The sequence below is a fragment of the Exiguobacterium sp. s193 genome (assembly GCF_018618755.1).
Taxonomy (GTDB): Bacteria; Bacillota; Bacilli; order Exiguobacteriales; family Exiguobacteriaceae; genus Exiguobacterium_A.
In genome coordinates, this window is record NZ_JACSMR010000013.1 from 25,963 (window position 1) to 52,749 (window position 26,787).

At 47.0% G+C, this 26,787-nt stretch carries 27 protein-coding genes and 1 tRNA gene; 9 read left to right on the forward strand and 19 right to left on the reverse strand.

Going from position 1 to position 26,787, the window contains the following annotated elements:
• Positions 1-4 precede the first annotated feature (4 nt).
• Positions 5-1,789 (reverse strand): glycoside hydrolase family 13 protein, encoded by a 1,785-nt coding sequence (locus tag KNQ04_RS13640; RefSeq protein WP_214851461.1) that lies wholly within the window; start codon positions 1,787-1,789, stop codon positions 5-7.
• Between the two features lie 202 nt (positions 1,790-1,991).
• On the opposite strand from KNQ04_RS13640, the gene KNQ04_RS13645 reads away from it, so the two are divergent.
• The gene (locus KNQ04_RS13645; RefSeq protein WP_214851414.1) at positions 1,992-2,705 is read left to right on the forward strand and encodes a YebC/PmpR family DNA-binding transcriptional regulator; all 714 of its coding nucleotides are present in this window, start codon (positions 1,992-1,994) and stop codon (positions 2,703-2,705) included.
• Between the two features lie 240 nt (positions 2,706-2,945).
• A complete protein-coding gene (locus KNQ04_RS13650) occupies positions 2,946-3,239 on the forward strand; it encodes a hypothetical protein (protein WP_214851415.1) in 294 nt (97 codons plus the stop codon).
• Positions 3,240-3,282: 43 nt separating this feature from the next.
• Here the strand turns inward: KNQ04_RS13650 and KNQ04_RS13655 are convergent, their stop codons facing one another.
• Positions 3,283-3,549: a hypothetical protein gene (locus tag KNQ04_RS13655; RefSeq protein ID WP_214851417.1), complete on the reverse strand. Its 267-nt coding sequence runs from the start codon at positions 3,547-3,549 to the stop codon at positions 3,283-3,285.
• A gap of 344 nt (positions 3,550-3,893) precedes the next feature.
• Between KNQ04_RS13655 and KNQ04_RS13660 the strand changes: the two genes are divergently transcribed.
• From KNQ04_RS13660 to mnhG, 7 genes are read left to right on the forward strand one after another with little or no spacing between them, the layout of a single operon-like run.
• On the forward strand, positions 3,894-6,299 hold the full coding sequence (locus KNQ04_RS13660; RefSeq protein ID WP_214851418.1) for a Na+/H+ antiporter subunit A: 2,406 nt from the start codon (positions 3,894-3,896) through the stop codon (positions 6,297-6,299).
• Positions 6,296-6,736 (forward strand): Na(+)/H(+) antiporter subunit B, encoded by a 441-nt coding sequence (locus tag KNQ04_RS13665; RefSeq protein WP_214851419.1) that lies wholly within the window; start codon positions 6,296-6,298, stop codon positions 6,734-6,736. Before KNQ04_RS13660 ends, KNQ04_RS13665 begins: the two co-directional genes overlap by 4 nt.
• 3 nt (positions 6,737-6,739) lie before the next feature.
• Positions 6,740-7,081 carry a Na(+)/H(+) antiporter subunit C gene (locus KNQ04_RS13670; RefSeq protein WP_214851420.1) on the forward strand — a complete coding sequence of 114 codons (342 nt, stop codon included), beginning with the start codon at positions 6,740-6,742 and terminating at the stop codon, positions 7,079-7,081.
• A complete protein-coding gene (locus KNQ04_RS13675; RefSeq protein WP_214851421.1) occupies positions 7,074-8,558 on the forward strand; it encodes a Na+/H+ antiporter subunit D in 1,485 nt (494 codons plus the stop codon). Before KNQ04_RS13670 ends, KNQ04_RS13675 begins: the two co-directional genes overlap by 8 nt.
• Positions 8,559-8,561: 3 nt before the next feature.
• Positions 8,562-9,038 carry a Na+/H+ antiporter subunit E gene (locus KNQ04_RS13680; RefSeq protein ID WP_214851422.1) on the forward strand — a complete coding sequence of 159 codons (477 nt, stop codon included), beginning with the start codon at positions 8,562-8,564 and terminating at the stop codon, positions 9,036-9,038.
• Complete coding sequence (locus KNQ04_RS13685; RefSeq protein WP_214851423.1) at positions 9,038-9,322, forward strand: Na(+)/H(+) antiporter subunit F1; 285 nt, start codon at positions 9,038-9,040, stop codon at positions 9,320-9,322. Before KNQ04_RS13680 ends, KNQ04_RS13685 begins: the two co-directional genes overlap by 1 nt.
• On the forward strand, positions 9,306-9,680 hold the full coding sequence (mnhG, locus tag KNQ04_RS13690; RefSeq protein ID WP_214851425.1) for a monovalent cation/H(+) antiporter subunit G: 375 nt from the start codon (positions 9,306-9,308) through the stop codon (positions 9,678-9,680). The genes KNQ04_RS13685 and mnhG overlap by 17 nt, the downstream gene beginning before the upstream one ends.
• A gap of 71 nt (positions 9,681-9,751) precedes the next feature.
• On the opposite strand, the gene KNQ04_RS13695 is transcribed toward mnhG, so the two are convergent.
• From KNQ04_RS13695 to KNQ04_RS13775, 17 genes are all read right to left on the reverse strand, one after another.
• Positions 9,752-10,198: an Rrf2 family transcriptional regulator gene (locus tag KNQ04_RS13695; RefSeq protein ID WP_214851426.1), complete on the reverse strand. Its 447-nt coding sequence runs from the start codon at positions 10,196-10,198 to the stop codon at positions 9,752-9,754.
• A gap of 240 nt (positions 10,199-10,438) precedes the next feature.
• Positions 10,439-11,335 carry a glycerophosphodiester phosphodiesterase gene (locus KNQ04_RS13700; protein ID WP_214851428.1) on the reverse strand — a complete coding sequence of 299 codons (897 nt, stop codon included), beginning with the start codon at positions 11,333-11,335 and terminating at the stop codon, positions 10,439-10,441.
• Positions 11,336-11,525: 190 nt separating this feature from the next.
• Complete coding sequence (odhB, locus tag KNQ04_RS13705) at positions 11,526-12,782, reverse strand: 2-oxoglutarate dehydrogenase complex dihydrolipoyllysine-residue succinyltransferase (protein WP_214851430.1); 1,257 nt, start codon at positions 12,780-12,782, stop codon at positions 11,526-11,528.
• 48 nt (positions 12,783-12,830) lie between these two features.
• The gene (locus KNQ04_RS13710; RefSeq protein WP_214851432.1) at positions 12,831-15,692 is read right to left on the reverse strand and encodes a 2-oxoglutarate dehydrogenase E1 component; all 2,862 of its coding nucleotides are present in this window, start codon (positions 15,690-15,692) and stop codon (positions 12,831-12,833) included.
• Positions 15,693-16,467: 775 nt separating this feature from the next.
• Entirely contained in the window at positions 16,468-17,196 is a 729-nt protein-coding gene (locus KNQ04_RS13715; protein WP_251137062.1) for an amino acid ABC transporter ATP-binding protein, read from the reverse strand.
• A complete protein-coding gene (locus KNQ04_RS13720; protein WP_214851434.1) occupies positions 17,193-17,837 on the reverse strand; it encodes an amino acid ABC transporter permease in 645 nt (214 codons plus the stop codon). The genes KNQ04_RS13715 and KNQ04_RS13720 overlap by 4 nt, the downstream gene beginning before the upstream one ends.
• Before the next feature lie 31 nt (positions 17,838-17,868).
• On the reverse strand, positions 17,869-18,636 hold the full coding sequence (locus KNQ04_RS13725; protein ID WP_214851436.1) for a transporter substrate-binding domain-containing protein: 768 nt from the start codon (positions 18,634-18,636) through the stop codon (positions 17,869-17,871).
• Positions 18,637-18,888: 252 nt separating this feature from the next.
• Positions 18,889-18,972, reverse strand: a tRNA-Leu gene (locus tag KNQ04_RS13730).
• 62 nt (positions 18,973-19,034) lie between these two features.
• A complete protein-coding gene (locus tag KNQ04_RS13735; protein ID WP_214851438.1) occupies positions 19,035-19,979 on the reverse strand; it encodes an alpha/beta hydrolase in 945 nt (314 codons plus the stop codon).
• A gap of 21 nt (positions 19,980-20,000) precedes the next feature.
• Positions 20,001-20,342, reverse strand: a complete 342-nt coding sequence (locus KNQ04_RS13740; RefSeq protein WP_214851440.1) for a hypothetical protein — start codon at positions 20,340-20,342, stop codon at positions 20,001-20,003.
• Between the two features lie 11 nt (positions 20,343-20,353).
• Positions 20,354-21,370: a S66 family peptidase gene (locus KNQ04_RS13745; protein WP_214851442.1), complete on the reverse strand. Its 1,017-nt coding sequence runs from the start codon at positions 21,368-21,370 to the stop codon at positions 20,354-20,356.
• A gap of 23 nt (positions 21,371-21,393) precedes the next feature.
• Complete coding sequence (locus KNQ04_RS13750) at positions 21,394-21,750, reverse strand: thioredoxin family protein (protein ID WP_214851443.1); 357 nt, start codon at positions 21,748-21,750, stop codon at positions 21,394-21,396.
• A gap of 166 nt (positions 21,751-21,916) precedes the next feature.
• Entirely contained in the window at positions 21,917-22,282 is a 366-nt protein-coding gene (locus KNQ04_RS13755) for a DUF779 domain-containing protein (protein ID WP_214851444.1), read from the reverse strand.
• Positions 22,283-22,303: 21 nt separating this feature from the next.
• The gene (gene adh / locus KNQ04_RS13760) at positions 22,304-23,824 is read right to left on the reverse strand and encodes an aldehyde dehydrogenase (RefSeq protein WP_214851445.1); all 1,521 of its coding nucleotides are present in this window, start codon (positions 23,822-23,824) and stop codon (positions 22,304-22,306) included.
• A gap of 200 nt (positions 23,825-24,024) precedes the next feature.
• Complete coding sequence (locus KNQ04_RS13765) at positions 24,025-24,549, reverse strand: TraR/DksA C4-type zinc finger protein (protein ID WP_214851446.1); 525 nt, start codon at positions 24,547-24,549, stop codon at positions 24,025-24,027.
• A 68-nt stretch (positions 24,550-24,617) separates the two neighbouring features.
• On the reverse strand, positions 24,618-25,415 hold the full coding sequence (locus KNQ04_RS13770; RefSeq protein WP_214851447.1) for a hypothetical protein: 798 nt from the start codon (positions 25,413-25,415) through the stop codon (positions 24,618-24,620).
• A 225-nt stretch (positions 25,416-25,640) separates the two neighbouring features.
• Entirely contained in the window at positions 25,641-26,786 is a 1,146-nt protein-coding gene (locus tag KNQ04_RS13775) for a mannitol-1-phosphate 5-dehydrogenase (RefSeq protein WP_214851448.1), read from the reverse strand.
• Position 26,787 lies beyond the last annotated feature (1 nt).

Below are 26,787 nucleotides of genomic sequence, written 5' to 3' on the forward strand. Positions count from 1 at the left end.
TCATTCACTCATCTTTTAGGCGTAAAATCGTACCACGCACAGGAGCCAACCGGATTTCAGTTTCATATTCCGTCCCGTCGAGCAAATCGACGGCCTGACCTGGTAACGTAAATGAAACTGCTTCTTGCCCGTTGTTGATGACAATCAGATAGTCTCCTTGGGTGGACGTTCTGCGAATGACGAAACATGCGTTGGAATCATCTACTTGTTCGAATGTATACGTCCCGTCATTTGCTAGCGTCGGATGCGCTTTTCGGATTGCAATCAAGTTCGTGACATAGGCAAGTAAGTCCCTATCTTGTTCATCAGGATTCCACTCCATGCATTTTCGGTTAGCAGGATCCTGTCCCCCGGCCAGTCCGATCTCATCCCCATAATAAATGACCGGACTGCCGGTAAACGTTAATAAGGACAACAATAGCAGTCGCATCCGGGCTTTGTCTCCGTTCGCACGCGTCAGTGCCCGCGGTGTATCGTGCGAACCAACGAGGTTGAACATCACTTCATTGACGTTCATCGAGTTCCCGTTTAAATTACGGACGACCGCATGACTGAATTCAGATGCTGTCGTTTCTCCCGTCGCAAAAAATGTTAAAAAGGCTTCTGTCAGTCCATAATTCATGACAGCATCAAATTGATCTCCGAACAACCATTCTTGCGAATCCGTCCAGCATTCCCCGACGATATAAGCTTCCGGGTTTGCTGTGCGGACTTCATTTCGAAATTCACGCCAAAAAGCATGGTCGACTTCACTCGCGACATCTAGCCGCCAGCCGTCAATCCCAAACTCTTCGACCCAGTATCGCCCGACTTTCAGCAGATAGGCTTTGACATCCGGATTGGCCGTGTTCAACTTCGGCATATTGGCTTCAAAAGCAAAGACTTCATAGTTCGGGTGCGGGTCCATCTGGATCGGAAACGAATCAATCATGAACCAATCGGCATATTCTGAGTCAGCCCCTCGTTTGATGACATCCTGGAACGTCGGGTGGTCGACGCTGACATGATTAAAGACGGCGTCAAGCAGTACACGAATCCCGTTCGCATGTAGCAGTTCGACCATCTCACGAAACTTTTCTTCCGTTCCAAACGCCGGATCGAGCTTCAGATAGTCGAGCGTGTCGTATTTATGGTTTGATGGTGCTGCAAAGACCGGGCAGAAATAAATTCCACTAATACCAAGTTTTTTCAAGTAATCAATGTGATCAATGACACCTTGGAAGTCGCCCCCGAAGTGGTTCTCGTACGCCGGTGCTTCAGAAGCCCACGGGACCGTTCCTGGACGATCGTTTGTAACGTCCCCATTCGCAAAACGATCAGGGAAAATCTGATACCAGACCGTTTCTTTGACCCATTCCGGCGCATCAAATACGTCGACAGCATTCATGTAAGGAACGGCAAAATAATAGCCGGGATGGTCAAGTGGAATCTCGTCGTACCACCCACGTTCCGTATAGATTGCCGTCTCCTCAGCTGTCATCAATTTAAATCCATAGCGGACACGTTTTCGACTCGGTTTTATGGCGACGAACCAATAATCGTGCGTCGCATCAGACCCAGTACGGATCATATCTGTTTGTTGCGTTTTCCAAAACTTCTCTTTATCCGGATCAAAATTCCAGTCGCGGTCCTCTTCTCGTTCCGCATCCCACTCGTATGGATCGCCATGAATGAGACGGATTTGGTCGACATCCCCTTTTGCTGTCGTCAACCTGATATGAACCGTTTCTTGATCGTACTTATAGACATACGGCGACATCGCCCGGTGAAAAACTGCCTGCTTATTAATGATCCGTCACCCCTTCAGAATAGCTGTACATTTATTCCTTGTTCCCGCATTCACACTATATGTAAACGTCTACCCCAAAAAGTCAGGTCTTCCCCTATCATTTTGATTCAGCATCGGGCTGTTTTTGATGTATACTGATAACGCAGAGGAAGCCAGCTGGTTTCCAACTAAATCGAAGTCATGTGAAAGAGAGTGGATTCTGATGGGTCGTAAATGGAATAACATTAAAGAAAAAAAGGCGTCTAAAGACAAGAACACGAGCCGGATTTATGCAAAATTCGGTCGTGAGATTTATGTCGCTGCGAAACAGGGTGAGCCGGATCCCGAGTCGAACCAAGCACTCAAAGTCGTTCTCGAACGTGCGAAAACATATAACGTACCTCGCGCTATCGTTGACCGGGCAATTGAAAAAGCAAAAGGTGGCGCAGAAGAGAACTTTGATGTGCTTCGTTATGAAGGATTCGGGCCAAGTGGTTCGATGGTCATCGTTGAAACGTTGACGAACAACGTCAACCGGACAGCCTCAGATGTGCGGGCCGCCTTCGGTAAAAACGGTGGCAACATGGGCGTCAGTGGTTCTGTCGCCTATATGTTTGACGCGACAGCAATTTTTGCGTTCGAGGGGAAATCAGCAGATGACGTCCTCGAATTGATGATGGAAGCGGACATCGACGTCCGTGACATCTTAGAAGAAGAGGAAGCCGTCATCATCTACGCGGAACCAGATCAGTTCCACACGGTCCAGGAGACGCTTAAACAGGCTGGTGTGACCGATTTTTCAGTTGCCGAACTCGTCATGCTCGCTCAAAACGAAGTCGCGTTATCAGAAGAAGATGTCCAACAATTCGAAAAAATGGTCGATGCACTCGAAGATTTGGAAGATGTGCAGCAGGTCTATCATAACGTTGAACTTTAAACAAAAAAAAGCAGCCGATCGGCTGCTTTTTTTCGTTTTAAGCTGACGCCCGGAAGGTATTTCTCCAGTCACGCGCTTTCTAATTCCAAAATACGCTATGAAACCCGTTTCATAACAAGCAAAAAAAAAGATTCTTTTTAGATGTTTACTTCTTCAATTTAATGGGAATAATAATTAACGGAACGGTTAATCTTAGGACTAGCTCGTTTTTTGTTGGTTAATGAAGAAGGAGGAACAATCATGTCTTATCCCGTTATTGAAACATTCAAACACATCGTCAACGAAGCAAATCGCTTTAATCGAGTCGACTTTGGTGGTTATGATATTTATATGCAAACGAATGATGGCCGTTTAATCACTGCCCATATCCGCTTCGATGGTGGTGGGCAAGATCAGAACGAAGCGTACTTACTCCTCGAATCGAGTACCGGTCAACGTCGCATGACGACACTGACCTTGCATCAATTCGAACACCTCTCGTCGTATACAGCACACAGTGAGCGCATACAGGCACTCGAGACGACAAGTGCTTAATCAATAAACAGCGCGCCCTCAAACGAGGACGCGCTGTTTTATATTATTCTTTCTCGAGTTGTTCTAGTTCAGCATGCGTTTGTGGGAAACCATTCGCTTGCCAATCCGACCGTTGGATAGAATCGAGTTGTGTCAAGCCGACTTCCGCCTCATCATGCGGTTGATCGACGCTAGGACGTCGGTCGATTTCAGCTGAGTCACTGATGCTTTGTCCGTCATTCACACAAGCACGCTTGTATTGTTTAATCACTACCATTGTTAAGGCTACACTACCTGCTACTATGAGTCCCCTCTTTAATGTGTTGTTCACGACTACATTCCCCCATTATCCTTAGTTGACATTACTTGTTTTATGTTCCCCGAAACGATTAATCATAATCCTTTTCTTCATCACAAGAAAAATTTTTTAGTCTTTTTTTCATTTTTTTCACCCGTGTTCCTACATATTTAATATTTTTTCTGAAAACTTACGCATCCATTGATTCATGAGGGTTCAAGTCATGCAGAGACGACGAATTTACGCTATACTTTTATCAGGTGCTCAAACATATAATCGAATGGATATGGCTGAGAGGACAAGTCCCAAGCAGAAAAAAAGCTTGCGTACGAAGTCCTTCTTTCATTTATTCGGTTCATTTCAAAGGAGGGAATCTTGTGTCATTGCTTCACTTGGCCATCTTGTTGCCATTACTTGCTAGTCTATTTATTCCGTTCTTGTACAAACAGTTTCGCTCCGTGCACACGGGATGGTTCGTTTTGCTCGTCCCTCTTACACTCGTCATCTACTTTAGTCAGTACATCAGTCAAACGATGGCCGGGGAAACCGTCACGCAGTCGATGCAATGGATTCCATCGCTTGGAATTAATTTCGTCGCCTATCTAGATGGGCTCGGATTATTGTTTGCGCTGTTAATCACAGGAATCGGGACGCTCGTTGTTCTTTACTCCATCTATTACCTGGATGCGAAAAAAGAAGCCCTGCATAATTTTTATGTCTACCTGCTCCTCTTCATGACGGCGATGCTCGGAATCGTTTTATCCGACAACATGATCGTCTTGTACATGTTCTGGGAGATGACATCGATTTCGTCATTCCTCTTGATTGGGTATTGGTATGAACGCGAACGTTCACGCTATGGTGCTCAAAAATCGATGCTGATCACCGTCTTTGGTGGACTCTCGATGCTCGGTGGGATTTCGATTCTTTCTTTACTGTCCGGCTCCTTTAGTATCCGCGAGTCGTTCAGTACGCTCAGTACGTATAGTGACGACCCGTTATTCCTTGTCGCACTCGTCCTCTTTTTGTTAGCGGCCTTTACGAAATCGGCTCAATTCCCTTTTCACATCTGGCTACCGGATGCGATGGAAGCTCCGACACCTGTCAGCGCCTATCTTCACTCGGCGACAATGGTCAAAGCCGGTCTCTATCTTGTCGCCCGGATGAGCCCGATCTTTGCTGAGACGCCGCTCTGGTTTTATCTCGTCTCGGGTGTCGGGATGTTCACCTTGTTCTGGGGATCACTCAACGCCGTCAAACAAGTTGATTTGAAGGCGATACTCGCCTACTCGACCATTTCGCAACTCGGTCTCATCATGTCACTCCTCGGCTTAGGGGCTGCCGCACTACAAGTCGAAGCCTTGCCCGACAGTCTCTATACGATTGCGACTGTCGCCGCCGTCTTCCATTTGATTAATCATGCGACCTTTAAAGGAAGCTTGTTCATGATGGCTGGGATTGTCGACCATGAGACGGGGACACGTGATTTACGGAAACTTGGGGGGCTCTCTCAGTTGATGCCGGTCACATTTACGATTGCGATGATCGGAACGTTGTCGATGGCAGGTGTTCCTCCATTCAACGGGTTCTTGAGTAAAGAGATGTTCCTGACAGGTGTCAATCAGGTTTCGGAATCTGGTTTATTCCACTTGGAAACGTTTGGTTTCCTGTTCCCGCTCTTCGCGGTCGTCGGAAGTATCTTTACGTTCGTTTACAGTTTACTGATCGTCTACCGGACGTTCCTCGGACCTAAACAACATGACAAACTTCCGAAAAAACCACACGAGGCACCACTCGGGATGCTCGTGTCTCCGATTTTCTTGGCGTCACTCGTCATCTTGATCGGACTGTTCCCGAACCTCTTGTCTAACACGTTGATTCGTCCTGCCGTTGAAGCAATATTACCGCAAGTCCTGGCTGCCGGCGGTGAAATCGATGTTCATATCAAACTCTGGCACGGCTTCAACACCGAACTGTTATTCACTTTCATCATCATCACGGTCGGGTTCCTCTTGTTCAAGACGTTCCCGAAATGGCAATCGCTCTATCACCGGATGCCAAAAAGTTTCTCCTTGAATCATCAATATGACGGATTGTTACGCCGGGGCGAAAACGTTTCGACCGGAATTCATGATGCGGTCATGACCGGCTACATGCGGTCCTATCTCGTCTATATTTTTGGCTTCATCGTCCTACTTGTATTATCGAGTTTGTTTTTCTTCGATGCCTTTGCCTTTGACGTGGATCCGTTAAGTTCGATTTCCACTTACGAAATCATCTTAGTCCTTGTCCTCGTCAGTAGTGCACTCTCGATCACGTTCGCCCGGTCGCGCCTGACATCGATCATCTTACTCGGTGTCGCTGGATATACGGTCGCCTTGTTCTTCGTCTTGTTCCGGGCACCTGACCTTGCGTTGACGCAACTCGTCATCGAAACGGTCTCTGTTGCGCTATTCTTGCTTGTGTTCTACCACATGCCGGAGATTAGCCGAAAAGAAGAGCGGATCAAATTTAAATTAGGAAATGCCGCGATTTCAATCTTGGTCGGGCTCAGTGTGACACTTGTCGCCCTCGCCTCGCTCAGTCAACGGTCATTTGCTTCGATTGCTAAATACTACATCGACAACGTCGCGGATCTTGCAGCGGGCGGCAACATGGTCAATGTCATTCTCGTTGACTTCCGTGGTTTTGATACCTTGTTTGAAATCAGTGTCCTCGCGATTGCAGGACTCGGGATTTATGCGATGATCCACTTTAGAAAGACAGGAGGGATCGATAAATGAAAAAACCAATGAAAAAGAATACGAACGACGTCATTTTAGAATCAGCGACGACGTTCATCACGTTCATTATTTTCTTATTTGCCGTCTACCTGTTTTTCGCCGGACACTACACGCCGGGTGGTGGATTCATCGGCGGACTCGTGACTTCATCCGCCCTCGTCTTGATTTTGCTTGCCTTTGACATCAAGACACTTCGGCAAATCCTGCCGTTCGACTACAAGATGGTGACGGCCGTCGGGATGTTGATCGCTGTCTTGACTGCGTCCGGCGCCTTGCTTTTTAATGTGCCGTTCTTCACCCACGCGCACGGTTATTTTGAATTACCCTTGTTCGGAAAAACATCTTTGCATACGGCCATGTTATTTGACCTAGGGGTCTACTTCGTCGTCGTCGGTGTCACGATGACGATCATTCAAACGATTGGGGAGAGTGATTAAAAGATGGAGATTATCATGGCGATAGCTGCAGGCATCTTGACGATGTGTGCCGTCTATCTCATTCTTTCAAAAAGTATCTTACGCATCATCATCGGGACTGGATTACTCAGCCACGCTGCCCACCTGATCGTCATCACGATGGGTGGACTGAAGACCGGGGCAGCTCCCGTTCTTGAAGAAGGTGTGACGAAATATACCGATCCACTCCCGCAAGCACTCGTCTTGACCGCAATCGTCATTAGTTTCGGGGTAACGGCATTTTTCCTCGTTCTTGCCTACCGAGCGTATCAGGAGCTTGGGACTGATAATATCGAGGAAATGAAAGGAACCGATACGAATGATTAATTTACCGTTATTACCGATTTTAATTCCACTTCTGACCGGCGTCTTATTGATGTTTTTCACGAAACAACTCTGGATGCAACGGATTGTCTCATTTTTGTCGACGTTATTGACGATTGGTGTTTCCTTGTATCTTGTCTTTCAAGTCAAGGCGCAAGGGATTCTGACCGTCACGCTCGGGAGTTGGCCGGCACCGTTCGGCATCACACTCGTGTCAGATATGTTGTCGGCGTTACTCGTTTTAACGACGAGCCTACTCGTCTTCTTCGTCATCTGGTACTCGATGACGTACTTGTCGGAACAACACCAGCGTTTTTATTACTACATCGCCGTCCAGTTTTTGCTCGTCGGTGTCAATGGCGCCTTTACGACAGGTGATATCTTTAACATGTTCGTCTTCTTTGAAGTCTTCTTGATTTCATCGTATGTCTTGATCGTACTCGGAGGGAAACCGGCTCAATTGCGCGAATCCTTGAAGTACCTATTGGTCAATGTCATTTCGTCTGCGTTGTTCGTCATGACCGTCGCCTTTTTATACGGCATCATCGGCACGCTCAACATGGCAGATATCTCACAAAAGATTGCCGAAATCAATCAGCCTGGTATCTTAAGTGTCATCGCTATCCTATTTTTAGTCGTCTTCGGCTTAAAAGGGGCAATCTTTCCACTTTATTTCTGGTTACCGGGTTCATATCAAGTACCGCCGACACCGGTCCTCGCCTTGTTCGGCGCCCTGTTGACGAAAGTCGGCGTCTACGGCATCTTGCGGACGTATAGTTTGTTTTTCTCAAACGAAGTCGGGATCATCCATTCGCTCCTTGGCGGACTGGCCCTCGCGACGATCATCATCGGTGTCATCGGTGCCCTCGCGACGAAGGATGCGAAACAAATTTTAATCTACAACATCATCGTAGCGGTCGGCGTGATTCTTTACGGCGTTTCCGTCATGACACGTCAATCGCTCGAAGGTGCGGTCTTCTACTTGTTACATGACATGTTGATTAAAGCAGCACTCTTCTTACTCGTCGGAATCATGATTGGGATCGCGGGCTCGAGTCGCTTAAAAAGTATGGGCGGGATGATTAAAGATTATCCGTTGCTCGGCTGGACGTATTTCATCGCTGCGCTATCGCTTGCCGGTATTCCACCGTTCAGTGGATTCATCGGGAAGCTGCTGATTGTCCGTGGCGGAATCGAGGCCGGTGATCTGGTCGGACCGTTCATCGTGCTCGCGTCAAGCCTGCTTGTCCTCTATTCTGTCATGCAAATTTTCATCCGTGGATTTTGGGGCACACCAAAGACCTATACGGGCTCACGACGACATCTCGTTAAACAACTGATTGCTCCGACGATTCTCTTAGTGACGATTACCGTCGCTTACGGGGTTGGTGCGGAAGCGGTCCGGCCGTTCATCACCCAAGCCGTTGATCCGCTCGTCGACCCATCAATTTATATTCAAGCTGTACTGAAGGGGGGCTAAACGATGCCATTCCAATTAATGCTCAATGCTTTTTTAGCCGTTCTCTGGATGTTTCTCTCGAACACCTTTACGACTTCGTCATTCATCGTCGGTTACCTCCTCGGGCTAATCGCGATGTTTGCGATGCGTCGTGGCTTTAGCAGCCGGTTTTATCTCGGTCCCGTCATCGCCCTCGTACGACTATCGGTTCGTTTTTTATACGAACTCGTCGTTGCGAACATTCAAGTTTTGACGGTCATCTTAAAACCGCGCCTCGACATCCAGCCCGGAATCTTTGCGTATGAGACGACCTTAAAGAAAAACTGGGAGATTACATTGCTTTCAATGTTGATTACATTGACACCAGGTACACTCGTCGTCGATATCTCAGATGATAATAAAACGCTCTACATTCATGCCCTGCATATGCCCGAAGCGGACGAAGCCGTCGCGGCCATTCGGAACAGCTTCGAAAAAGCCATCTTGGAGGTGAGTCGTTGATGTTTCAGTTCATCATTTACCTCGCCTTAGGAGGCGTATTCCTGTCGATGCTCGGACTGTTCTATCGTGTCATCAAAGGACCTTCGGTTGCTGACCGTGTTATTGCACTCGATTCGATCGGGATTAGCTTAATTTCGATTGTCGGCTTAGTGTCGATCCTCTTACGGACGAGTGACTACCTCGAAGTCATCCTCTTGATTGGTATCTTAGCCTTCATCGGGACAGTCGCCTTCTCGAAATTTATTGAGAAAGGAGAGATTATCGAACGTGATCGCAATAAATGAGTTTTTCGTAGCCGCCTTTGCCTTGATTGGTGCATTTTTCAGCATCGTCGCGGCCCTCGGGTTGATTCGCCTTCCCGATGTCTATACTCGCGCACACGCAGCCTCCAAGAGTGCTACGCTCGGCGTGATGAGTATTCTAATTAGTGTCATCTTGTTTTTTGTCACAGAAGAAGGGTTATTCTCGTCCCGGACGTTTCTCGGTATTTTATTCGTTCTGACGACGGCTCCGATCGGAAGTCACCTGATTGCCCGTGCTGCTTACTATAGTGACGTCCCTTTATGGAAAGGATCGGTGCAAGACGATCTCTCTAAGAATAAGGAACATGTGACGCCTAAAAAACGTTCGACTCGAAAATAAGCAAAAAAAGACATCATCTTCCGAATCCATTCGGGTCAGGTGATGTCTTTTTTTCTCGTTTCACTTACTTCTCATGAATGAACGGATGACGGTGAAGCGTCAAACAAAAGTGCCAACTCGTCTTTGTTTGCTACGAGTTCTGCTAACGTATGCTGTTCCAGTTCCTTCAAAAAGGCACGTAAGGCGCGTCCGAGTATTCCTTTTAAGTGACAACTCGGTTCAATCACACATCGCCCTTCTGCTGAAAAACATTCCACGATGTCCATCGGCTCCATCTCACGGACGACTTGTCCGATGTTGATCTCTGCCGGATCCTTCACGAGTCTCAGTCCACCCGTTCGTCCCCGTGTCGACTCGACATATCCAAGTTTCGTTAACTGTTGCGTCACTTTCATCAAATGATTCGCTGAGATGCCATAGTGATTGGCGATTGCCGGCATCGGCGTAATTTTCCCTCTATGAACGCCAAGGTAAATCAAGACCCGCAGGCCATAATCTGTGTATTGTGTAATCCGCATGCGCGCACCCCTTCCGCTGATGATGCATCAAAAATCATGCTCATCCTAATTCGCTTTGTTTAGCGTACCATTTTTTGAATAAAATTCTAACATCAAATGGACGATTACATTGCAAATCAACTGCTTCTTTAATTAGTGAGCATACGTATCCCATTCGAAATTGGATTGCTATTTTTTAAAATAGAACCAAAAAAGATGAAGCTGACTGTTACGTCAACCCCATCTTGGATGAACACTCCGTTATTTCTTTTTCATTTCGCGCATTACTTCGTTGAACCGGTCCGCGTAGTTCGTAAAGACGCCCGTCACCCCGTATTCGAGCATGCGTTCCATGTCGGCTTTCTCATTGACTGTGTAGGGATGGAGCAACAGCCCACGCTCCCGAATCATCGCTGTGTTTTCACGTGTCAACCCTTTAAAGGAAGGACCGAGTCCGACTGCGTACGTCTGAAGCTGATCGAGTGCCTCTGGTGTCATCGCTTTGACCGTCGCTGCATCCATCAATTGAACGAGTGGGAGACGTGCGTCCAGCTGTTTGACTTTCAACAAACTTTCTTGACTGAACGATTGAATCATCACTTGGCCCGGTTTGACGCGATCGCTTGACAGACCATGACGTTGTAACGTTTTCAGTAATTTTTCTTCCATCCCCGGGTAGACTTCAGGTGATTTTGTTTCAATATAATAATTTGCATGTTTGCCATACGTATCAAATATCTCATCGAGTGTCGGAACTCGAAGTCCCTTATATTCAGCCTTCGCGTATTCAGGATTCGCCGTATTAAACCAGCTTCCTGCATCAAGTCGCTTGATCTCTGCTAATGTCTTATCTTTGACAGCACCTGTTCCGTTTGTCGTCCGGTCGACCGTCTCATCGTGCATCGCAATCAGCTTACCATCTTTCGTCATCTGTAAATCGATTTCGATGTAGTCGGCTTTTAATTTTTTATGACTTAATTGGTATGCAGTCATCGTATGTTCAGGTGCATAACCAGAAGCACCACGGTGGGCGATGTTGACGACACGATCCGGATCGAGTAACCTGTGTTTCTGTTGATGTGCCGAAGCATCGATACTCCCAAAACTCGTTGCAACGATCGCTCCTGTAAGTACGGTAACGCCAATCTGTTTCATCATGTTGAATTTCCCCCTTAAAAGTAACTTACAGATTGAATCTTACGCTGTGACTGTGAAGGAAAGATGTAGTTCGGGTGAAGAAGTTTTTAGAAACGATGACAACCCTGTAATTATCGTTGTCCTATCATTCCCGGACAGACGAAAAGGCGTCCTCCCGATTTAAAGGAGAACGCCTCACATGTATCGTTAATTACGCTTCAAAAATCAACGATTCTGGATCTTCAAGTAAATCTTTGATGTGTTTCAAGAACGTCACGGCTTCTTTTCCGTCAACAATCCGGTGATCATATGAAAGCGCGACATACATCATCGGACGGTTTGCCATTCGTTCTGCATCGATTGCGACAGGACGTAAGTTGATTGCATGCATCCCGAGAATCGCAACTTGAGGACCGTTCAAGATTGGTGTCGACATCAATGAACCAAATGTCCCACCATTCGTGATTGTAAACGTCCCACCCGTTAAATCAGACAATCCTAATTTATTATCGCGTGCTTTAACCGCCAGACTGATGATATCTTTTTCAATCTCACCAAAGTTCTTTTTGTCCGCGTCACGCACGACCGGTACGACAAGTCCGTCTGGTGCAGACACGGCAATCCCGATATCATAGAATTTTTTAAGAACGATTTCATCGCCTTGGATTTCAGCATTCAAGTACGGCATTTTTTTCAATGCTGCGACAGCCGCTTTCGTAAAGAAGGACATGAACCCAAGTTTGACATCGTTGTCTTTCACGAATTTTTCTTGACGCCGTTTCCGTAACGCCATCACGGCCGACATATCGATTTCGTTGAACGTCGTCAACATCGCCGCCGTCTGTTGCACTTCGACGAGACGGTTGGCAATCGTCTTACGACGACGTGACATTTTAATCCGCTCTTCCGGTTTACCAGGAGCTGCTTGTGCTGGTGCTTTCGGTGCCGGTGCTGCTTTTTCCTTTACAGGTGCTTGCTCGCGTGGTGAAACTTCGAACGTCGCAACGTCTTGGACACGAATCCGACCGAGCGGGTCTTGTGTCGCCACTTGCGCGAGATCAATCCCTTTTTCCCGTGCCAATTTCCGTGCCGCTGGAGAAGCAATCGGACGATCAGCCGCTGACGTTTTTTCAGTTGCTGCGACTGCGACCGGTTGCTCTTTTTCAGGCTGCTTGACTTCTTCTTGCTTCGGTTCTGCCTTTGGCGCTTCTGCTTGTTTCGGAGCTTCTGCTTCTCCGCCAACCGTGATGATGGCGATGGTTTCCCCGACACGCACCGTATCACCTTCTGCTGCCATGACTTCTGATAATGTTCCTGTTTCATCGGACGGTACTTCGATGTTTACTTTGTCCGTTTCAAGCTCAACGATTGCTTCCCCTTTTTCTACGTGATCGCCCGGTTGTTTTAACCATGAAGCGACCGTCCCCTCTGTAATTGATTCGGCAAGTTCTGGTACTTTGATTTCCATCGTTTTTGTCCCCCTATGACTATGGTTCAATCTCTGCTAAATCACTTTTTACGCGTTCGTGTTTGATGTTTCTTGTTCGTTTTCCGTCCGTGCTGTCGTTCGTGTCAACGCATCGTTAATGATACGTGCTTGTTCGACTTTGTGACCGGTCGGATCTCCTTCAGCCGTACTCGACCGGCGTCTGCGACCGATATAACGGACTTGTGTGATCCCGTTTGGTGCGACAGATTCGAGTCGTGGTTCAATATAAGACCATGCGCCCATGTTTTTCGGTTCTTCTTGGACCCAAACGATTTCTGTGACATTCGGGTAACGCGCGACTAACTCTTTCAACTGTTTCGCCGGGAACGGATAGATTTCCTCGACGCGGACGATATGCAGCCAGTCATATGATTCGTCCGACTTCGCAAGCGCATCCGCTAAATCAATCGCGACTTTACCCGTTGCGAATACAAGACGTTCGACGTGTTCCGGTGATTGACCTAACCCGTCTTGTTCGACGATTCGTTTGAACGAACCGGATGTCAACTCCGACAAGTCGGATGTCGCAAGCGGATGACGAAGTAAACTCTTCGGCGTCATCACGACGAGTGGGCGGACTTCTTCTTTACCAAGAATCGCCGCTTGACGGCGTAATAAGTGGAAATACTGTGCTGCACTCGTGACGTTTGCGACGGTCCAGTTCTTTTCACCGGATAACGTCAAGAAACGTTCTAAACGACCACTTGAGTGTTCTGGACCTTGCCCTTCATAACCGTGCGGCAAGAGCATGACAAGACCTGATGTTTGACCCCACTTCGCGCGGCTCGCCGCGATGAATTGATCGAAGATGACTTGCCCCGAGTTTGCGAAGTCGCCGTATTGCGCTTCCCACAAGACGAGCGTCTCTGGTGCAAAGACGTTATAGCCGTATTCAAAGCCGAGTACACCAGCTTCTGATAATGGACTATTGTAGACAGCAAACGATGCCCGTGCAGAAGTCAAATGATGCATCGGTGAAAACGATTTCCCTGTCTTGACGTCATTTAAATTAATGTTCCGTTGCGCAAATGTTCCCCGCTCTGAATCTTGACCACTGAGGCGGATTGGTGTACCGTCTGACAAAATCGAAGCAAAGGCAAGCGTTTCAGCATGACCCCAGTCGATTCCGTTTTTTGTCGTCAAGGCATCAGTCCGACGTTTTAAAACTTTTTCGAGTTTGTGGAAAACGCTGAACCCACTTGGCCATTCAAGCAGTTGTTCGTTGTAACTGACCAACTGTTCTTTTGCGACACCTGTCTCGATTGTCGGAACCCCTTTAAAGACGACGTCCGGCATGATGCCACCATATTCTTTTTCAACGTTCGGTACTTTTTCGCGCGCCGCTTTCATCGTGTCGCTAATGTCACTTTCGATGGTCTTAACTTCGTCTTGCGAGACTTCCCCATGCTCGACAAGATGTTTTGCATAGAGGACACGCGCTGTATCATGGTTATGAATCAAATCATATAAAACCGGGTTCGTATTCATCGGTTCGTCCATTTCATTGTGCCCGAACCGGCGATAGCCGATTAAATCAATCAAAACGTCTTTATTGAATTTCGCACGGTATTCGCTCGCCAAAAGCGCGACTGCTAGACAGCTTTCGGGCTGATCGGCATTGACGTGGAAAATCGGAATCTCATACCCTTTCGCCAAATCACTTGAATAGCGTGTCGAACGGGAATCGGTCGGTTCCGTCGTGAACCCGATCGTGTTGTTGGCGATGATATGAATCGTACCGCCTGTGTTGTATCCTTTTAGGTTCGTCATGTTCAACGTCTCAGCGACGATTCCTTGACCTGGGAATGCGGCGTCACCATGAATCAAAATCGCTGCTGCTTTGTTTTGAACTTGTTCCGGTGCCCCTTTAACGGACCGATCGTCTTGTGCTGCCCGTGTGAATCCTTCGACGACCGGATCGACGAACTCTAGGTGTGATGGGTTGTTCGCAAGTGTCACGTGGACGTTACTTGATTGTTGTTCCATCTTCCGGTTAAGACCGAGATGATATTTGACGTCTCCCGTCCACCCGTATGTGATGCCGATCGATCCTTCCGACGGCACAAGATCGTGGTTCGGTGCGTGCTGGAACTCTGCAAAAATCATTTCGTACGGTTTCCCGAGGACATGAGCGAGCACGTTCAATCGTCCACGGTGAGCCATGCCGATGTTGATTGTTTCAGAACCATTCGTGATCAAGTGACCGATGATCGTATCGAGTAACGGAACCATCGCATCCAGTCCTTCAATCGAAAAACGTTTTTGACCGACATAGGTCTTATGGAGAAACTTCTCGAACAACTCCGTTTCAGCCAGTCGCTTGAACAATTGTTTCTTTTGATCACGCGTCAGTTTTGCCGTCAACGCCCCTTGTTCGACTTTTTGGCGTAACCATTTCTTTTCTTCTAAGTCGTCGACGTGTTGCAGTTCAACGGCAGCTGCTCCCGTATATTGCGCTTTTAAGTGTTCAATCGCTTCAAACGCATCCGACAGACCAGTTGGCGGATCTGGACAGACGAGCGAAACCGGCATCTTTCGTAAGTCCGCTTCCGTTAACCCGAACTGATCCAACTCAAGCAATTCCACTTCCCGCGGATGGTCCTTCAGCGGATAAATGTCAGCCGCAAGATGACCTTTCGCACGAATGCGTTCTGCGAGGCGGTGCGCTGCTAAATATTTTTCGAAATCCCCTGTTTCTACCTCTAGCGGTGTGACCGATTCCGTCACCGGAGCACCGTGTGTTTCAAAATAAGTCCGCGTTTCTTCGTCAATCGAAGACGCATCCTCTAAAAATCGTTCGTACATTTCGATGATGTACCCAAGGTTCGGTCCATAAAATGCTTGTTGTTCCTGTTCCCGGCTTGCCATGTACGGTTCCCCCCGTTTCATTCTTTCACCCTTTGTCCTGCCCAAGACAGTCCATTTCCAGCTCTCTACCTGTTAGCGCTTTCAAATATCGTGGCATAAAAAATCGACAATGGCACGTCCTCTATAAATGAAGTAGGATGACCACGATTGAAGGCGTTTATACCATAGTGTTTGCCTTAGTTATTATCTTACTACTTCTGAGCCCTCAGTGCGTTTCGAATTCCCAATTTCTCTGTGGTAAATGTATAAGTTTTTCTTATGATGTCACCTTCAGTAATTTATGATACAAACATTTCTTTTTTATTCGATGAAAAAGAACATAAGTGTTCTCGCTAGAGACACTTGTGTTCTCAGCGTGTAGACAAACGCTTATGAAGCGTGAAGATGCGATATCGAGAAGCAATCCGTTCGCGCTTCCCTGTCTCGCCTCGTCTTCAAAGCGGCAATCGGTCGCGCCGTTACAGCAAAGCTGCAGGGTCGCGACCGATTGCTTTTCGCGGTTCTAAGCGATTCAAGACGGATTGCGCCCTAAACCTAAACCGTCTGCATGCCGGGCCTTCCGTCACGGCGTTACCTGAAAAGCGTCATGTTTCGTTGACTCCTACGGGGAAAAGTGCGTTTTTAACGCACGTTCAGAGGCAGGCAAGACCCTGCTCGTTGTCCGTGAGGATCAAGGAGCAACGGCTTGCGCCTCGCCCGAGGAAAGCAACGAATAAAGACGCTTGATCTTCCGATCGCACGTTGTCTACAGTCTGAGAACACAAGTATCCTCGACGGAGAAACTTGTGTTCTGTATTCATAAGACTTTGCTTAAGAACGATTGTGTCCGTTCGTGTTGCGGGGAATCAAAAAGTTGATCCGGCACATTTTCTTCGACGATGTACCCGCCGTCCATGAAAAGGACCCGGTCTCCGACTTCCCGTGCGAAGCCCATCTCATGGGTCACGACGATCATCGTCATCCCTTCGAGCGCCAATTGTTTCATGACTTCAAGCACATCTCCGACCATCTCGGGATCAAGGGCTGAAGTCGGTTCATCAAACAACATGATTTTCGGATTCATCGCGAGCGCTCGTGCAATCGCAACCCGTTGTTTTTGTCCACCGGATAATTCACCTGGGTAATTGTCTGCTTTTTCGCGAAGCCCTACTTTATCAAGCAATTCAAGCGCTAATTTTTTGGCTTGTGTTTTATCCGTTTTGCGTACTTTGACCGGCGCAAGCATGACGTTATCAAGCACTGTCTTATGCGGAAAAAGATTAAAGTGTTGAAAGACCATTCCCACTTCTTCCCGAACTTTATTGATATCGACTTTCGGATCCGTGATATTGTGTTGATCGATGATGACCGTGCCACCCGTGATATCCTCGAGTCGGTTCAGGCAACGCAAAAACGTACTTTTACCGGAACCGGACGGACCAATCACACAGACGACTTCTTTTTCCTGAATTTCGACCGAGATATCTTTTAAGACCTCATTTTGCCCGAATGACTTTTTTAAATTGTCTACTTGAATGATGCTCATCGTAGTGTAAACCTCCGTTCCAAGAATTTCGCTAACATCGACAGTAAATAGATGATGACGAAATACATTAAACCGACGACGGACCAGACGATGAACGGTTCAAACGTCGTCGCTTGTTGGACTTGTCCTTGCTGCGTCAAATCAGCAATGCCGATGATCGATAACAGCGACGTGTCCTTCAAGCTGATGATTGACTGGTTCGTAATCGTCGGTAACATTCTTCGGAATGCTTGGGGCAAAATGATTTGAACCATCGTTTGTCGCCCTGTCATCCCGAGTGACCGAGATGCTTCGGTCTGGCCTTTGTCGATTGACTGAATGCCGGCCCGGATGATTTCAGCAAAGTAAGCACCAGCATTAATCGCGACCGTTAGAATCCCGGCATACATCCGGTCCATCGATAACCATTCGAGTGAATTCAAACCAAAGTAAATGAAGAACAATTGGACGATGAACGGCGTCCCACGAATGACATCGATATAGATGATCGCAATTCCGTTTAAAATCTTCAAGGGTGACAAACGCATTAAGGCGACGATCAAGCCAATTAAAAACCCGGCAATGACTGCGATGATGAAAATATATAACGTAACTTGTAGTCCCTCTAAGAAAAACGGAAACGCAGCTTTTGCCACTTCCATCAGTAGCTCAACTCCCTCATCATACAATTCATTATTTTAGATAACGATCGACGATTTTGTCATACTCGCCACTTTCTTTTAGATTTGCTAATCCTTTATTGATTTTTTTCATTAAGTCGTCGTTTTCTCCTTTAAGGACGGCAATGCCGTAGTTATCCCCGTTTAAACGGTCGCCGACGAGTTTTAATCCGAGGTTTTGTTGTTTATTGGCATAAGAAATGACCGGATAATCTTCAATCAAGGCTGCCGCATTGCCATTTTTCACTTCTTGGAACATCGCCGGACTATCATTGAATTGGGTTACTTTGATCCCTAGTTTATCTGCATTATCCGTCGCATACTTTGCACCGGTCGTTCCTTTTTTGACGGCTACCCGCTCACCCTTTAAATCGTCCACTGACTTGATTTTGTTATTGTCCTCTTTGACGACAAGAATCAGTCCGGCTTCGAAATAGGGGTCAGAGAACGTCACGACTTTTTTACGTTCTGGCGTGATACTCATACCTGCAATCGCGACATCAAGCTGGTTTGCTTGAAGTGCCGGGATAATCCCACTAAAATCCATCGCTTCAAACTTAATCTTGAAATTTTGATCTTTTGCGATCGCTTTAATCAAATCAATGTCAATCCCTTTGTAGGTATCTCCATCTTTGTACTCAAACGGTGGATAGGTTACATCGATGCCGACTTTGTATGTCTTATCTTCTGACGACGAATCATCATTGGAACCGATACTACATGCACTCAACACGAACAGACAGCTCATCAGTAAAAATAAGACAGAAAAACGTTTTTTCATCATTTATACCCCCTTCGTTTGAAGGCACAGCCCTCTATTAAGATATTTCCCTTTAAAGTAGTCCTGTTGAAACGTCTTTTCACCAAAAAAATCTGAATTAATCGAAAAAACTGATTTTTCCCCTGGATTGACCGATGACCCGTGACTCGGCCGAAAGCACTCTGCCTACCTTCCCTTGATTTCCATACAAAAAGGGACAACATCGATTTGATGTTGTCCCTTTAATATCTTCATATACTGAATATTTGATAATGCCGCCGAGAGGACTTGAACCTCCACGGTGTTGCCACCACTAGATTCTGAGTCTAGCGCGTCTACCAGTTCCGCCACGACGACATGACGTATATGATATTAGAATACGGAATGGACGAATTTTTGTCAATCCATTCCGCTTTTTCTTATATTTGAACGTCTCTAGCTAGCAAAACACGCCGAACGAATGCCTCGACGACTTCATCGTATCGATCTGGTGCTTCGAAATAAGCCATCGCATGTGCTGCATTCGGAATGACGACAAGTTCTTTCTCCGTCTGGCAGGCATTATACAGTTCATAGACCATCGAGGTCGGAACGAACGTATCTGCATCCCCATGGATGAATAATATCGGCACCGTTGCCTTTTTGACTTGTTTTAATGCTGAGGCTTCACTGAAGAAGTAACCGGCTTTTAATTTCGTCAGCACACTCGTCATCGCAAGGAACGGGAAGTGTGGCAAACGATACATCCGCTTCATTTGATAAGCGAGCACGGCATTGACAGATGTATAGGCGCAGTCAGAGATGATACCTTTGACTTGAGCAGGTAACGTTTCTCCGCTCGTCATCAAAACCGTCGCACCTCCCATTGATACACCATGTAAAAAGACGGAAGAAGTCGTTCCAACGCGTCCGACTAAGTAGTCAATCCAGCGCAGACAGTCTTGCCGGTCATGCCAGCCGAAACCGATGTAATTTCCGTCACTTTTTCCGTGACCGCGATTATCCGGCATCAACACATGAAAACCGGCTTGATGATACAGATAAGCAAAGCCCGCTAAATCCGTTCCGACCCCACCATACCCATGGACAAGGATAACGACGCGGTCGGACGGCACGAGGGGCGGTAAGTAATGTGCCCGAAGCGTCAATCCATCATGCGCTTGAGTCTCGACGAGTTCTAACGGTTGCTCCTTGATCCATGTCTGCCCAGGTTGCATCAGACGGACCATCTCGTCACTCAAATCCCGATTGTTCGTCAAAAAAGGTTTTGGATTCGTCGCGATGGCCATTTCATAAAAATAATAACTTGCTGCTAACATGCCAGAACCAAGCAGTCCTAAGCCAATTTTTGTACCTGTCCTCATCTGACCTTCACTCCTTGTTGTCTAAAGTTCGATTTCTAACTGTGCTGAGGATTCAGGATGGTCATCTTGCAGGATTTGCTGACGTAGCCGTTGTTCATGTTGCGCCTTTCGATACGCAAACTCGCGGACGAGTTCTTGCCCAACGAATCCTTCCTCAACGATTTGCGATAATAATTCGGTCTCCATCTCGACCATTTCATCTGGATTGCGCATGACGAGTACTTGCCCGACTTGCGCAATCATCAATTCGTCCGTCAGCCCGAGCGCATCATAAAAAGGCTCCGGTAACGTCATCCGCCGTGTTTCCGGATTAATATAGATTCGTTTATATGCACCGAGCGATTGAAAACGTCGTGTCGCCATTTCAAAACCCCTTAATTGAATGTCATGTCGAGCCGTGAATCTTTTCCTTGAAGCGTCACCGTTGCCGTCGCACCGTTGACGAGTGTCATTTGTGGCGGCTGATGACCGATGTCCAAATCATAAAAAATTGGTAATCCCGTCTCTTTCATGATGGTTGTGTAGACATCAAGCAATGTATAATCTTCGACGGTCTTTCCTGCACCTGTTCGTCCGAACAAGATACCGCTTGCATGATTGAACCACCCGGCGAGATACATCTGCATCAACGTGCGGTGAAGATCGGTCGCACTTGCTTGGCAAGCTTCAAAGTACCAAAGAATCGGTTCACCTGCTAGATGTTGCGTTTGAAACGTCCGGACATCACCGTAAGGAGTTCCGATTAAATGCCGAATCGTTTCAAGACATCCACCGAGCAATCGTCCTGTCACTTGCTTGGTGGATGGGTCGAGGGTTTTCCACTCGGTCGTTTGATCAAAATGGAACATATAGCGCTCCGGCCGGACATCATGGTCCCAGTTCGTTTGGTACTTGGACGACATCCATTGCGTAACGGAACCGTCATTTGGAGTCGCAAGAACTCTGCGCCAAGCAGCAGTCGTCTCATCCCACTCCTCGCTTCTACACTCAAGCAGATTCGGTCCGTGGGCCGTCGCGATTCCTGTTTTTACGGTGATCGCGAACAAAACCGTACTCGTATCGGAGTATCCGAGCAGCCACTTCACCGGTAACTCTGAAAATGCGAGGTGTGGTAACAGATCCAGTGCACGTTCGCCTCCAAAAGGTGGAATGATGGCATTGATGTCTGGATGTTGCATCATCTGCATCAATTCAGCTGCCCGGACCGCCCCTGGTGCACTTTCGGCTTTCGTTTGTGTCCAGACCGTCTCACCGACTACCGTCTGCATCTGTCGATCCTCTAACCGTGATTTTGCTTCTTCGAGTAAAGGATGGAGTGCATCAGGTAGCCCGGAAGATACTGCCGTTATACCAATCGTTTGCCCTGTCCAGCCGAAAAATGGATACCTCATGTTCTTCCTCCTTTAAGTGTCCGTTACTTTTCTGAATCAACCGCTTCTGATTTTACAAACGCTCCAATCTGTTCTACGCGTTGACGGAACCGTTCGACCGGAACAATCCGTGCTTCACGATGCATCTCTTTCCCATCTAAAAATAACAACAGGACGGGCGCAGTGAAAATGGATAACTCACCGGCGATTTCCGGAACATCAGCTACATCGACTCGGGCAGACCGGATTTCCGGGTGTGCCAACAGGATTGGCTCGATTTGCGGAAACAAGGATTCACAAACTGAACAATTGGGACTTGAGACATACAAAAAACGAGCATCCGGACTTGCATACCATGATTTCACTTCGTCAATCGTGGTCAGTCGTGCAAACTCAGCCATGATGAAGACCTCCTTTTAAAAAATGTTGTCCTCATTATACCGCTCTTCGAACAGAGAAACAAAATTTCGTGTCCTCTCGTTACAACGCAACTAAACAAAAAAATACCTGACGGGCGAGTTGTGTAGTTAGTCAACCACACAACTCGCTATCAGGTATTTTTAACCGTTACGTCGCTTCCGCTTGTAACGCTGCGTATTCCTCGTCTGTAAAGGCACGGGAACGGGTCAAAAAGCGTTTTCCTTCGACCCCTTCCAAAGAAAACATACCGCCTCGTCCATCGATGACATCAATGATGAGTTGCGTGTGTTTCCAGTAGGTGTATTGGTCCTCATGGATATAGAATGGACAGTCCCCGATCGCTCCGATCAACAAGTCGTGATCGGCGAGAAATAAATCACCTTCTGCAAAACACATCGGTGAACTGCCATCACAACAGCCGCCTGATTGATGGAAGATGAGGGGGCCGTGTTTTGTCCGTAACTTTTCAATCAACTCGAGAGTCGCCGCTGTAGCAAGGACACGTTCGACCATCTGGGCACTTCCTTTCTTCGTTTAGAAGAAACCGAGTTTGTTCGGGCTGTAGCTGACGAGTAGGTTTTTCGTCCGCTGGTAATGATTGAGCATCATTTTATGATTTTCGCGACCAATCCCGGACATTTTATAGCCGCCGAATGCCGCATGGGCAGGATACTGGTGGTAACAATTCGTCCAGACGCGCCCTGCTTCAATCGCCCGTCCGAAACGATAGGCACGGTTCATGTCGCGCGTCCACACACCAGCTCCGAGACCATACAACGTATCATTCGCAATCTCAAGCGCTTCCTCATCCGTTTTGAATGTCGTCACGGAAAGAACCGGACCAAAGATTTCCTCTTGGAAAATCCGCATTTTGTTATGTCCTTTAAAAATCGTCGGCTGGATGTAGAACCCGTTTTCGAGATCGCCCTCCATGTGGTTCCGTTCACCACCAATCAGACATTCTGCCCCTTCCGATTTCCCAATTTCTAGATAAGACAGGATTTTTTCCATCTGTTCGCTCGATGCCTGTGCACCCATCATGACATCGCCGTCAAGCGGATTACCAAGTTTAATCGCTTTGACCCGATCAAGGACACGTTCCATAAACGGCTCGTAAATCGATTCTTGAATCAACGCCCGTGATGGACACGTACAGACTTCACCTTGATTCAATGCGAACATCAGCAAGCCTTCAATCGCTTTATCGAAGAAGGCATCATCCGCATCCATGATGTCTTCAAAGAAGATGTTAGGTGATTTTCCACCGAGTTCGAGTGTGACGGGGATGATGTTTTGTGACGCATACTGCATGATGAGACGTCCTGTCGTCGTTTCACCTGTGAAGGCAATTTTGGCGATTCGTTTACTCGACGCGAGTGGTTTTCCCGCCTCTAATCCGAACCCATTGACGATGTTCAAGACGCCTGGCGGAAGCAAGTCTTCAATCATCTCCGTCAAGAGTAAGATACTTGCTGGTGTCTGTTCTGCCGGTTTTAAGACAACACAGTTTCCGGCAGCTAACGCCGGTGCCAGTTTCCAGACCGCCATCAGGATCGGGAAGTTCCACGGAATGATTTGCCCGACAACACCGAGCGGCTCATGAAAATGATAGGCGACGGTATCGTTATCCAGTTCTCCGACCGATCCTTCTTGTGCCCGGATGACACCAGCAAAGTAACGGAAGTGGTCAATCGCTAGTGGCAAGTCTGCGTTTAATGTTTCCCGGACCGCTTTACCGTTTTCAAGCGTTTCAGCGTACGCAAGAAGTTCTAGATTTTCTTCCATCCGGTTGGCGATTTTATTTAAGATGTTGGATCGTTCCGTGACCGATGTTTTACCCCACGCCTCTTTTGCTGCATGAGCGGCATCGAGTGCAAGTTCGATATCTTCTTTCGTTGACCGCGCAACTTGACAAAGAACGTTCCCGGTGACCGGTGTGATGTCATCAAAATACTCTCCATTGACAGGTGCCGTCCATTTTCCATTAATGAAGTTTTCATACCGATCTCTGTACTGTACTTTTGACCCTTGCGTGTTTGGAATCTCATAAATCATGAATGTTTTCCTCCCTCAAATAAAATGGTCAAACCCGAGAAGTTCTTTGTATGCGCTTTCATTTTTAAATAACGTAATAAAAACCCCTCAACTCCATCCTAACAAATGATTTTAAAAAGTCAAAATTTTCCGTTATTTTTCGAATAAAAAACAGTGATCCGTTCTCAAACCGAGTCCAAATCACTGTTTTTTATTTTTTTTTACGATCGTGTTGTATCGATTCCATCTTCGTTATCTGATGGTGAATCTGAATTGCCAAAGTCACTGACTTTGCTGAAACCATCTGTGTCTCCATCGATGTCTTTCCCTGTCGCGGTGACTGACGGATCAAGCACATCTTCTTCGACTGGTCGCGCGTCACGATTGCCGCCTTCACGTTCTGCTTCTTCTTTTGCATGTTCGATGCACAACAGCGTCTCCGGAATGATATCAAGACGCTCCAGCTCGATTTCTTTACCACATACTTTACAGATGCCGTATGTTCCTTCTTCGATTGCTTTCAGGGCTAGATCGACATCCGATAACATGTTCGTTTCGAGATCCGTGATTGCTTGGTCACGTTCACGTAAGAATAATTCATCCCCAGAATCTCCAGGATGGTTATCATAACTCGAAAGTTCACCCTCATCGTAACTTGTTTCCCGGTTTTCGATGTTCGACTCCGTTTTCTCTTTTTCTTTAAGTAATCGTGCCTTGAATTCTTCGACTTGTTTCGTTGACAACATGCTCATCATCTCCAATTCTCTATTCTGCTCTAATCATGTTTTAGCCGAATTGGAGTGATCTTAAACGTTTACGAGCATTTATACGATCGAATAGAGCCACGGTAATCACAGATGACCGTCATACATTCCTGTCCATCATGAAAACAAATTTGATGACTTCTGCCATTTTTAGACGTCGTAATGTCATCAATCCACAAGCGTGTTGCATCCGCTGACGTCAGCATCGCAACTTTCTCACGGATCGAGAACAAATCAAACGGTAACAGGTTTAACGATTGAACGATGAGTCCATTTTTTCGAAATAACGGATCGAGTTGATAGTGCGATAAACTATACAAACTTTTTTCTGATCCGCCGATGAGTAGCTGAATCGAGTGGGACGGTTCATGGCTATCGATTCGTTCCTTCAACAGAATGATTCTTCCCGTCACGCCTGATTCGTCGAAGATACTTTGCACTCGGTCCTGAGTAAACCGTACACTTGATTCTTTGACGCGGAGAACGATATGTGCGAATTCCGCAAAATCGGGTTTCCCGATTTCAAGCGACGGAATATGACGGACTTCTTCCCGCTCGATGATTTCAATCAAATCACGTTCGATTTGAGGATTGACCGTTGACTCCGCATATACACGAACATCGACGACATACTGATCGATGACGGTATTGACTTCCAGTGTATATTTTAGTCCCGTGTTTTTATCTTGCTCCATCATTAATCGGTTCAAAATCAATGGATGGAGTAAATCGACAGGTGTATAGGAAAGAAATTGACTCGCATAAATCAAGTTCTTGACGTTATTCGTTTTTCCGTTTTTTGGTCGAGAACCATTTATCATATAGACGTTCACTTTATAATTCAGCATGTCTCCACCTTCTTATAGATAAAAATCGAAACAACTAGGTTCCGTTTCTATAGCGTACAATCTATTCAATAGAAATTATATTCGTTTTCGAATATTCCAAATCTCTTATACAAATTGCCCGTCATTTATGTTAGCAGATTTCCAATTTCATATAAAAAAGCCGATCACCCACTTAAAATAGTAGGATAATCGGCATAAGGAGTCATAGGTCGTACAATATACGATTTAGGCAATCGAATTAACGGAATCATTCATTTGAACATACTGGCTCATGATTAACTGACTGAGCCGGTCATCCGGACGCAGATCAAGATATGTCACTACCGTTTCTTCAATCCCATTTTTATCGATGAACGCTTTTAATTCAGAAGATTCCGAATCATTTGGATCGAAATAGGTTAATGCCGCTGCAATTCCGAGGGCAAGCCCATTTGCTTCAATCCCGCGGTCCATCAATTCCCGGGCCGGTTTGACGAGGCGATCACTCGGACCTAACTTTCGGATTGGTGACCGTGCGACCCGGACGATTTCATCGTGAATCCGCGGGTTCTCGAACCGTTTTATATTTTTTTGGATATACGCGCTATGGGTTTTGGCATCAAACCCGTATTTCTCTAAGAGGAGCCAGCCCGTCTCATAAAGTGCCGTCTGCACTCCCCGCCGGACTCGGACGTCTTGTAAACTTTCAGCAATCGTCTCTTTTCCGAATAGAGCGCCGAGATATGAAGCAATCGCATGTCCCGTATTGACGGTAAACAACTTCCGTTCGATGAACGGTGTGATGTCATCGACATACGTGACACCTTTTAGGATAGGATAATCGGACGGTAGTTGTTTCGTCTCGACGACCCACTCGAAAAATGGCTCAACCTCGACATACAGGACATCGTCATGACGCTGCAACGGAACGATCCGATCCACTGCAGCATTCGGGAAGTAGACGATGGCCGATGTCACATCCGTCTCGCGTCCGACTAGTTTTTCGAGGTGACTGGATCCGCCAATCATGTTTTCACAAGCAATGACGTACAAGGGATGGTCTCCTCGTCGCTGACTAATACCTGCCGCAATTAAAGGCGCCACTTTCTCGAGCAACGCTGGACCGACCGCCGTCGTGACGAGATCGGCTTCAGCGATTGCTTCGATCACGGTCTGTGACTCCGTCAGACTATTGAGTGCCGTCACCCCTGTCACGGTCTCGTTCGCCATCCCTTCCGCGGCATACCCTACTTCATAGGCTGCTCTAAATTTTAATGCGTCGACCAGTTCCGGATTGACGTCGACAAAACAAACATCGTATCCCGACTTAACGAGTTGTAAACCGATGAAACCACGCCCGATATTCCCTGCTCCAAAATGAATGGCTTTCATC

Excerpts from the sequence above, each read along its gene's own strand:
- KNQ04_RS13645 (WP_214851414.1), top strand. The coding sequence starts at position 1,992 with ATGGGTCGTAAATGGAATAACATTAAAGAAAAAAAGGCGTCTAAAGAC.
- KNQ04_RS13650 (WP_214851415.1), top strand. The coding sequence starts at position 2,946 with ATGTCTTATCCCGTTATTGAAACATTCAAACACATCGTCAACGAAGCA.
- KNQ04_RS13665 (WP_214851419.1), top strand. The coding sequence starts at position 6,296 with ATGAAAAAACCAATGAAAAAGAATACGAACGACGTCATTTTAGAATCA.
- KNQ04_RS13670 (WP_214851420.1), top strand. The coding sequence starts at position 6,740 with ATGGAGATTATCATGGCGATAGCTGCAGGCATCTTGACGATGTGTGCC.
- KNQ04_RS13675 (WP_214851421.1), top strand. The coding sequence starts at position 7,074 with ATGATTAATTTACCGTTATTACCGATTTTAATTCCACTTCTGACCGGC.
- KNQ04_RS13680 (WP_214851422.1), top strand. The coding sequence starts at position 8,562 with ATGCCATTCCAATTAATGCTCAATGCTTTTTTAGCCGTTCTCTGGATG.
- KNQ04_RS13685 (WP_214851423.1), top strand. The coding sequence starts at position 9,038 with ATGTTTCAGTTCATCATTTACCTCGCCTTAGGAGGCGTATTCCTGTCG.
- KNQ04_RS13695 (WP_214851426.1), bottom strand. The coding sequence starts at position 10,198 with ATGCGGATTACACAATACACAGATTATGGCCTGCGGGTCTTGATTTAC.
- KNQ04_RS13700 (WP_214851428.1), bottom strand. The coding sequence starts at position 11,335 with ATGATGAAACAGATTGGCGTTACCGTACTTACAGGAGCGATCGTTGCA.
- odhB (WP_214851430.1), bottom strand. The coding sequence starts at position 12,782 with ATGGAAATCAAAGTACCAGAACTTGCCGAATCAATTACAGAGGGGACG.
- KNQ04_RS13710 (WP_214851432.1), bottom strand. The coding sequence starts at position 15,692 with ATGAAACGGGGGGAACCGTACATGGCAAGCCGGGAACAGGAACAACAA.
- KNQ04_RS13715 (WP_251137062.1), bottom strand. The coding sequence starts at position 17,196 with ATGAGCATCATTCAAGTAGACAATTTAAAAAAGTCATTCGGGCAAAAT.
- KNQ04_RS13720 (WP_214851434.1), bottom strand. The coding sequence starts at position 17,837 with ATGGAAGTGGCAAAAGCTGCGTTTCCGTTTTTCTTAGAGGGACTACAA.
- KNQ04_RS13725 (WP_214851436.1), bottom strand. The coding sequence starts at position 18,636 with ATGAAAAAACGTTTTTCTGTCTTATTTTTACTGATGAGCTGTCTGTTC.
- KNQ04_RS13735 (WP_214851438.1), bottom strand. The coding sequence starts at position 19,979 with ATGAGGACAGGTACAAAAATTGGCTTAGGACTGCTTGGTTCTGGCATG.
- KNQ04_RS13740 (WP_214851440.1), bottom strand. The coding sequence starts at position 20,342 with ATGGCGACACGACGTTTTCAATCGCTCGGTGCATATAAACGAATCTAT.
- KNQ04_RS13745 (WP_214851442.1), bottom strand. The coding sequence starts at position 21,370 with ATGAGGTATCCATTTTTCGGCTGGACAGGGCAAACGATTGGTATAACG.
- KNQ04_RS13750 (WP_214851443.1), bottom strand. The coding sequence starts at position 21,750 with ATGGCTGAGTTTGCACGACTGACCACGATTGACGAAGTGAAATCATGG.
- KNQ04_RS13755 (WP_214851444.1), bottom strand. The coding sequence starts at position 22,282 with ATGGTCGAACGTGTCCTTGCTACAGCGGCGACTCTCGAGTTGATTGAA.
- adh (WP_214851445.1), bottom strand. The coding sequence starts at position 23,824 with ATGATTTATGAGATTCCAAACACGCAAGGGTCAAAAGTACAGTACAGA.
- KNQ04_RS13765 (WP_214851446.1), bottom strand. The coding sequence starts at position 24,549 with ATGTTGTCAACGAAACAAGTCGAAGAATTCAAGGCACGATTACTTAAA.
- KNQ04_RS13770 (WP_214851447.1), bottom strand. The coding sequence starts at position 25,415 with ATGCTGAATTATAAAGTGAACGTCTATATGATAAATGGTTCTCGACCA.
- KNQ04_RS13775 (WP_214851448.1), bottom strand. The coding sequence starts at position 26,786 with ATGAAAGCCATTCATTTTGGAGCAGGGAATATCGGGCGTGGTTTCATC.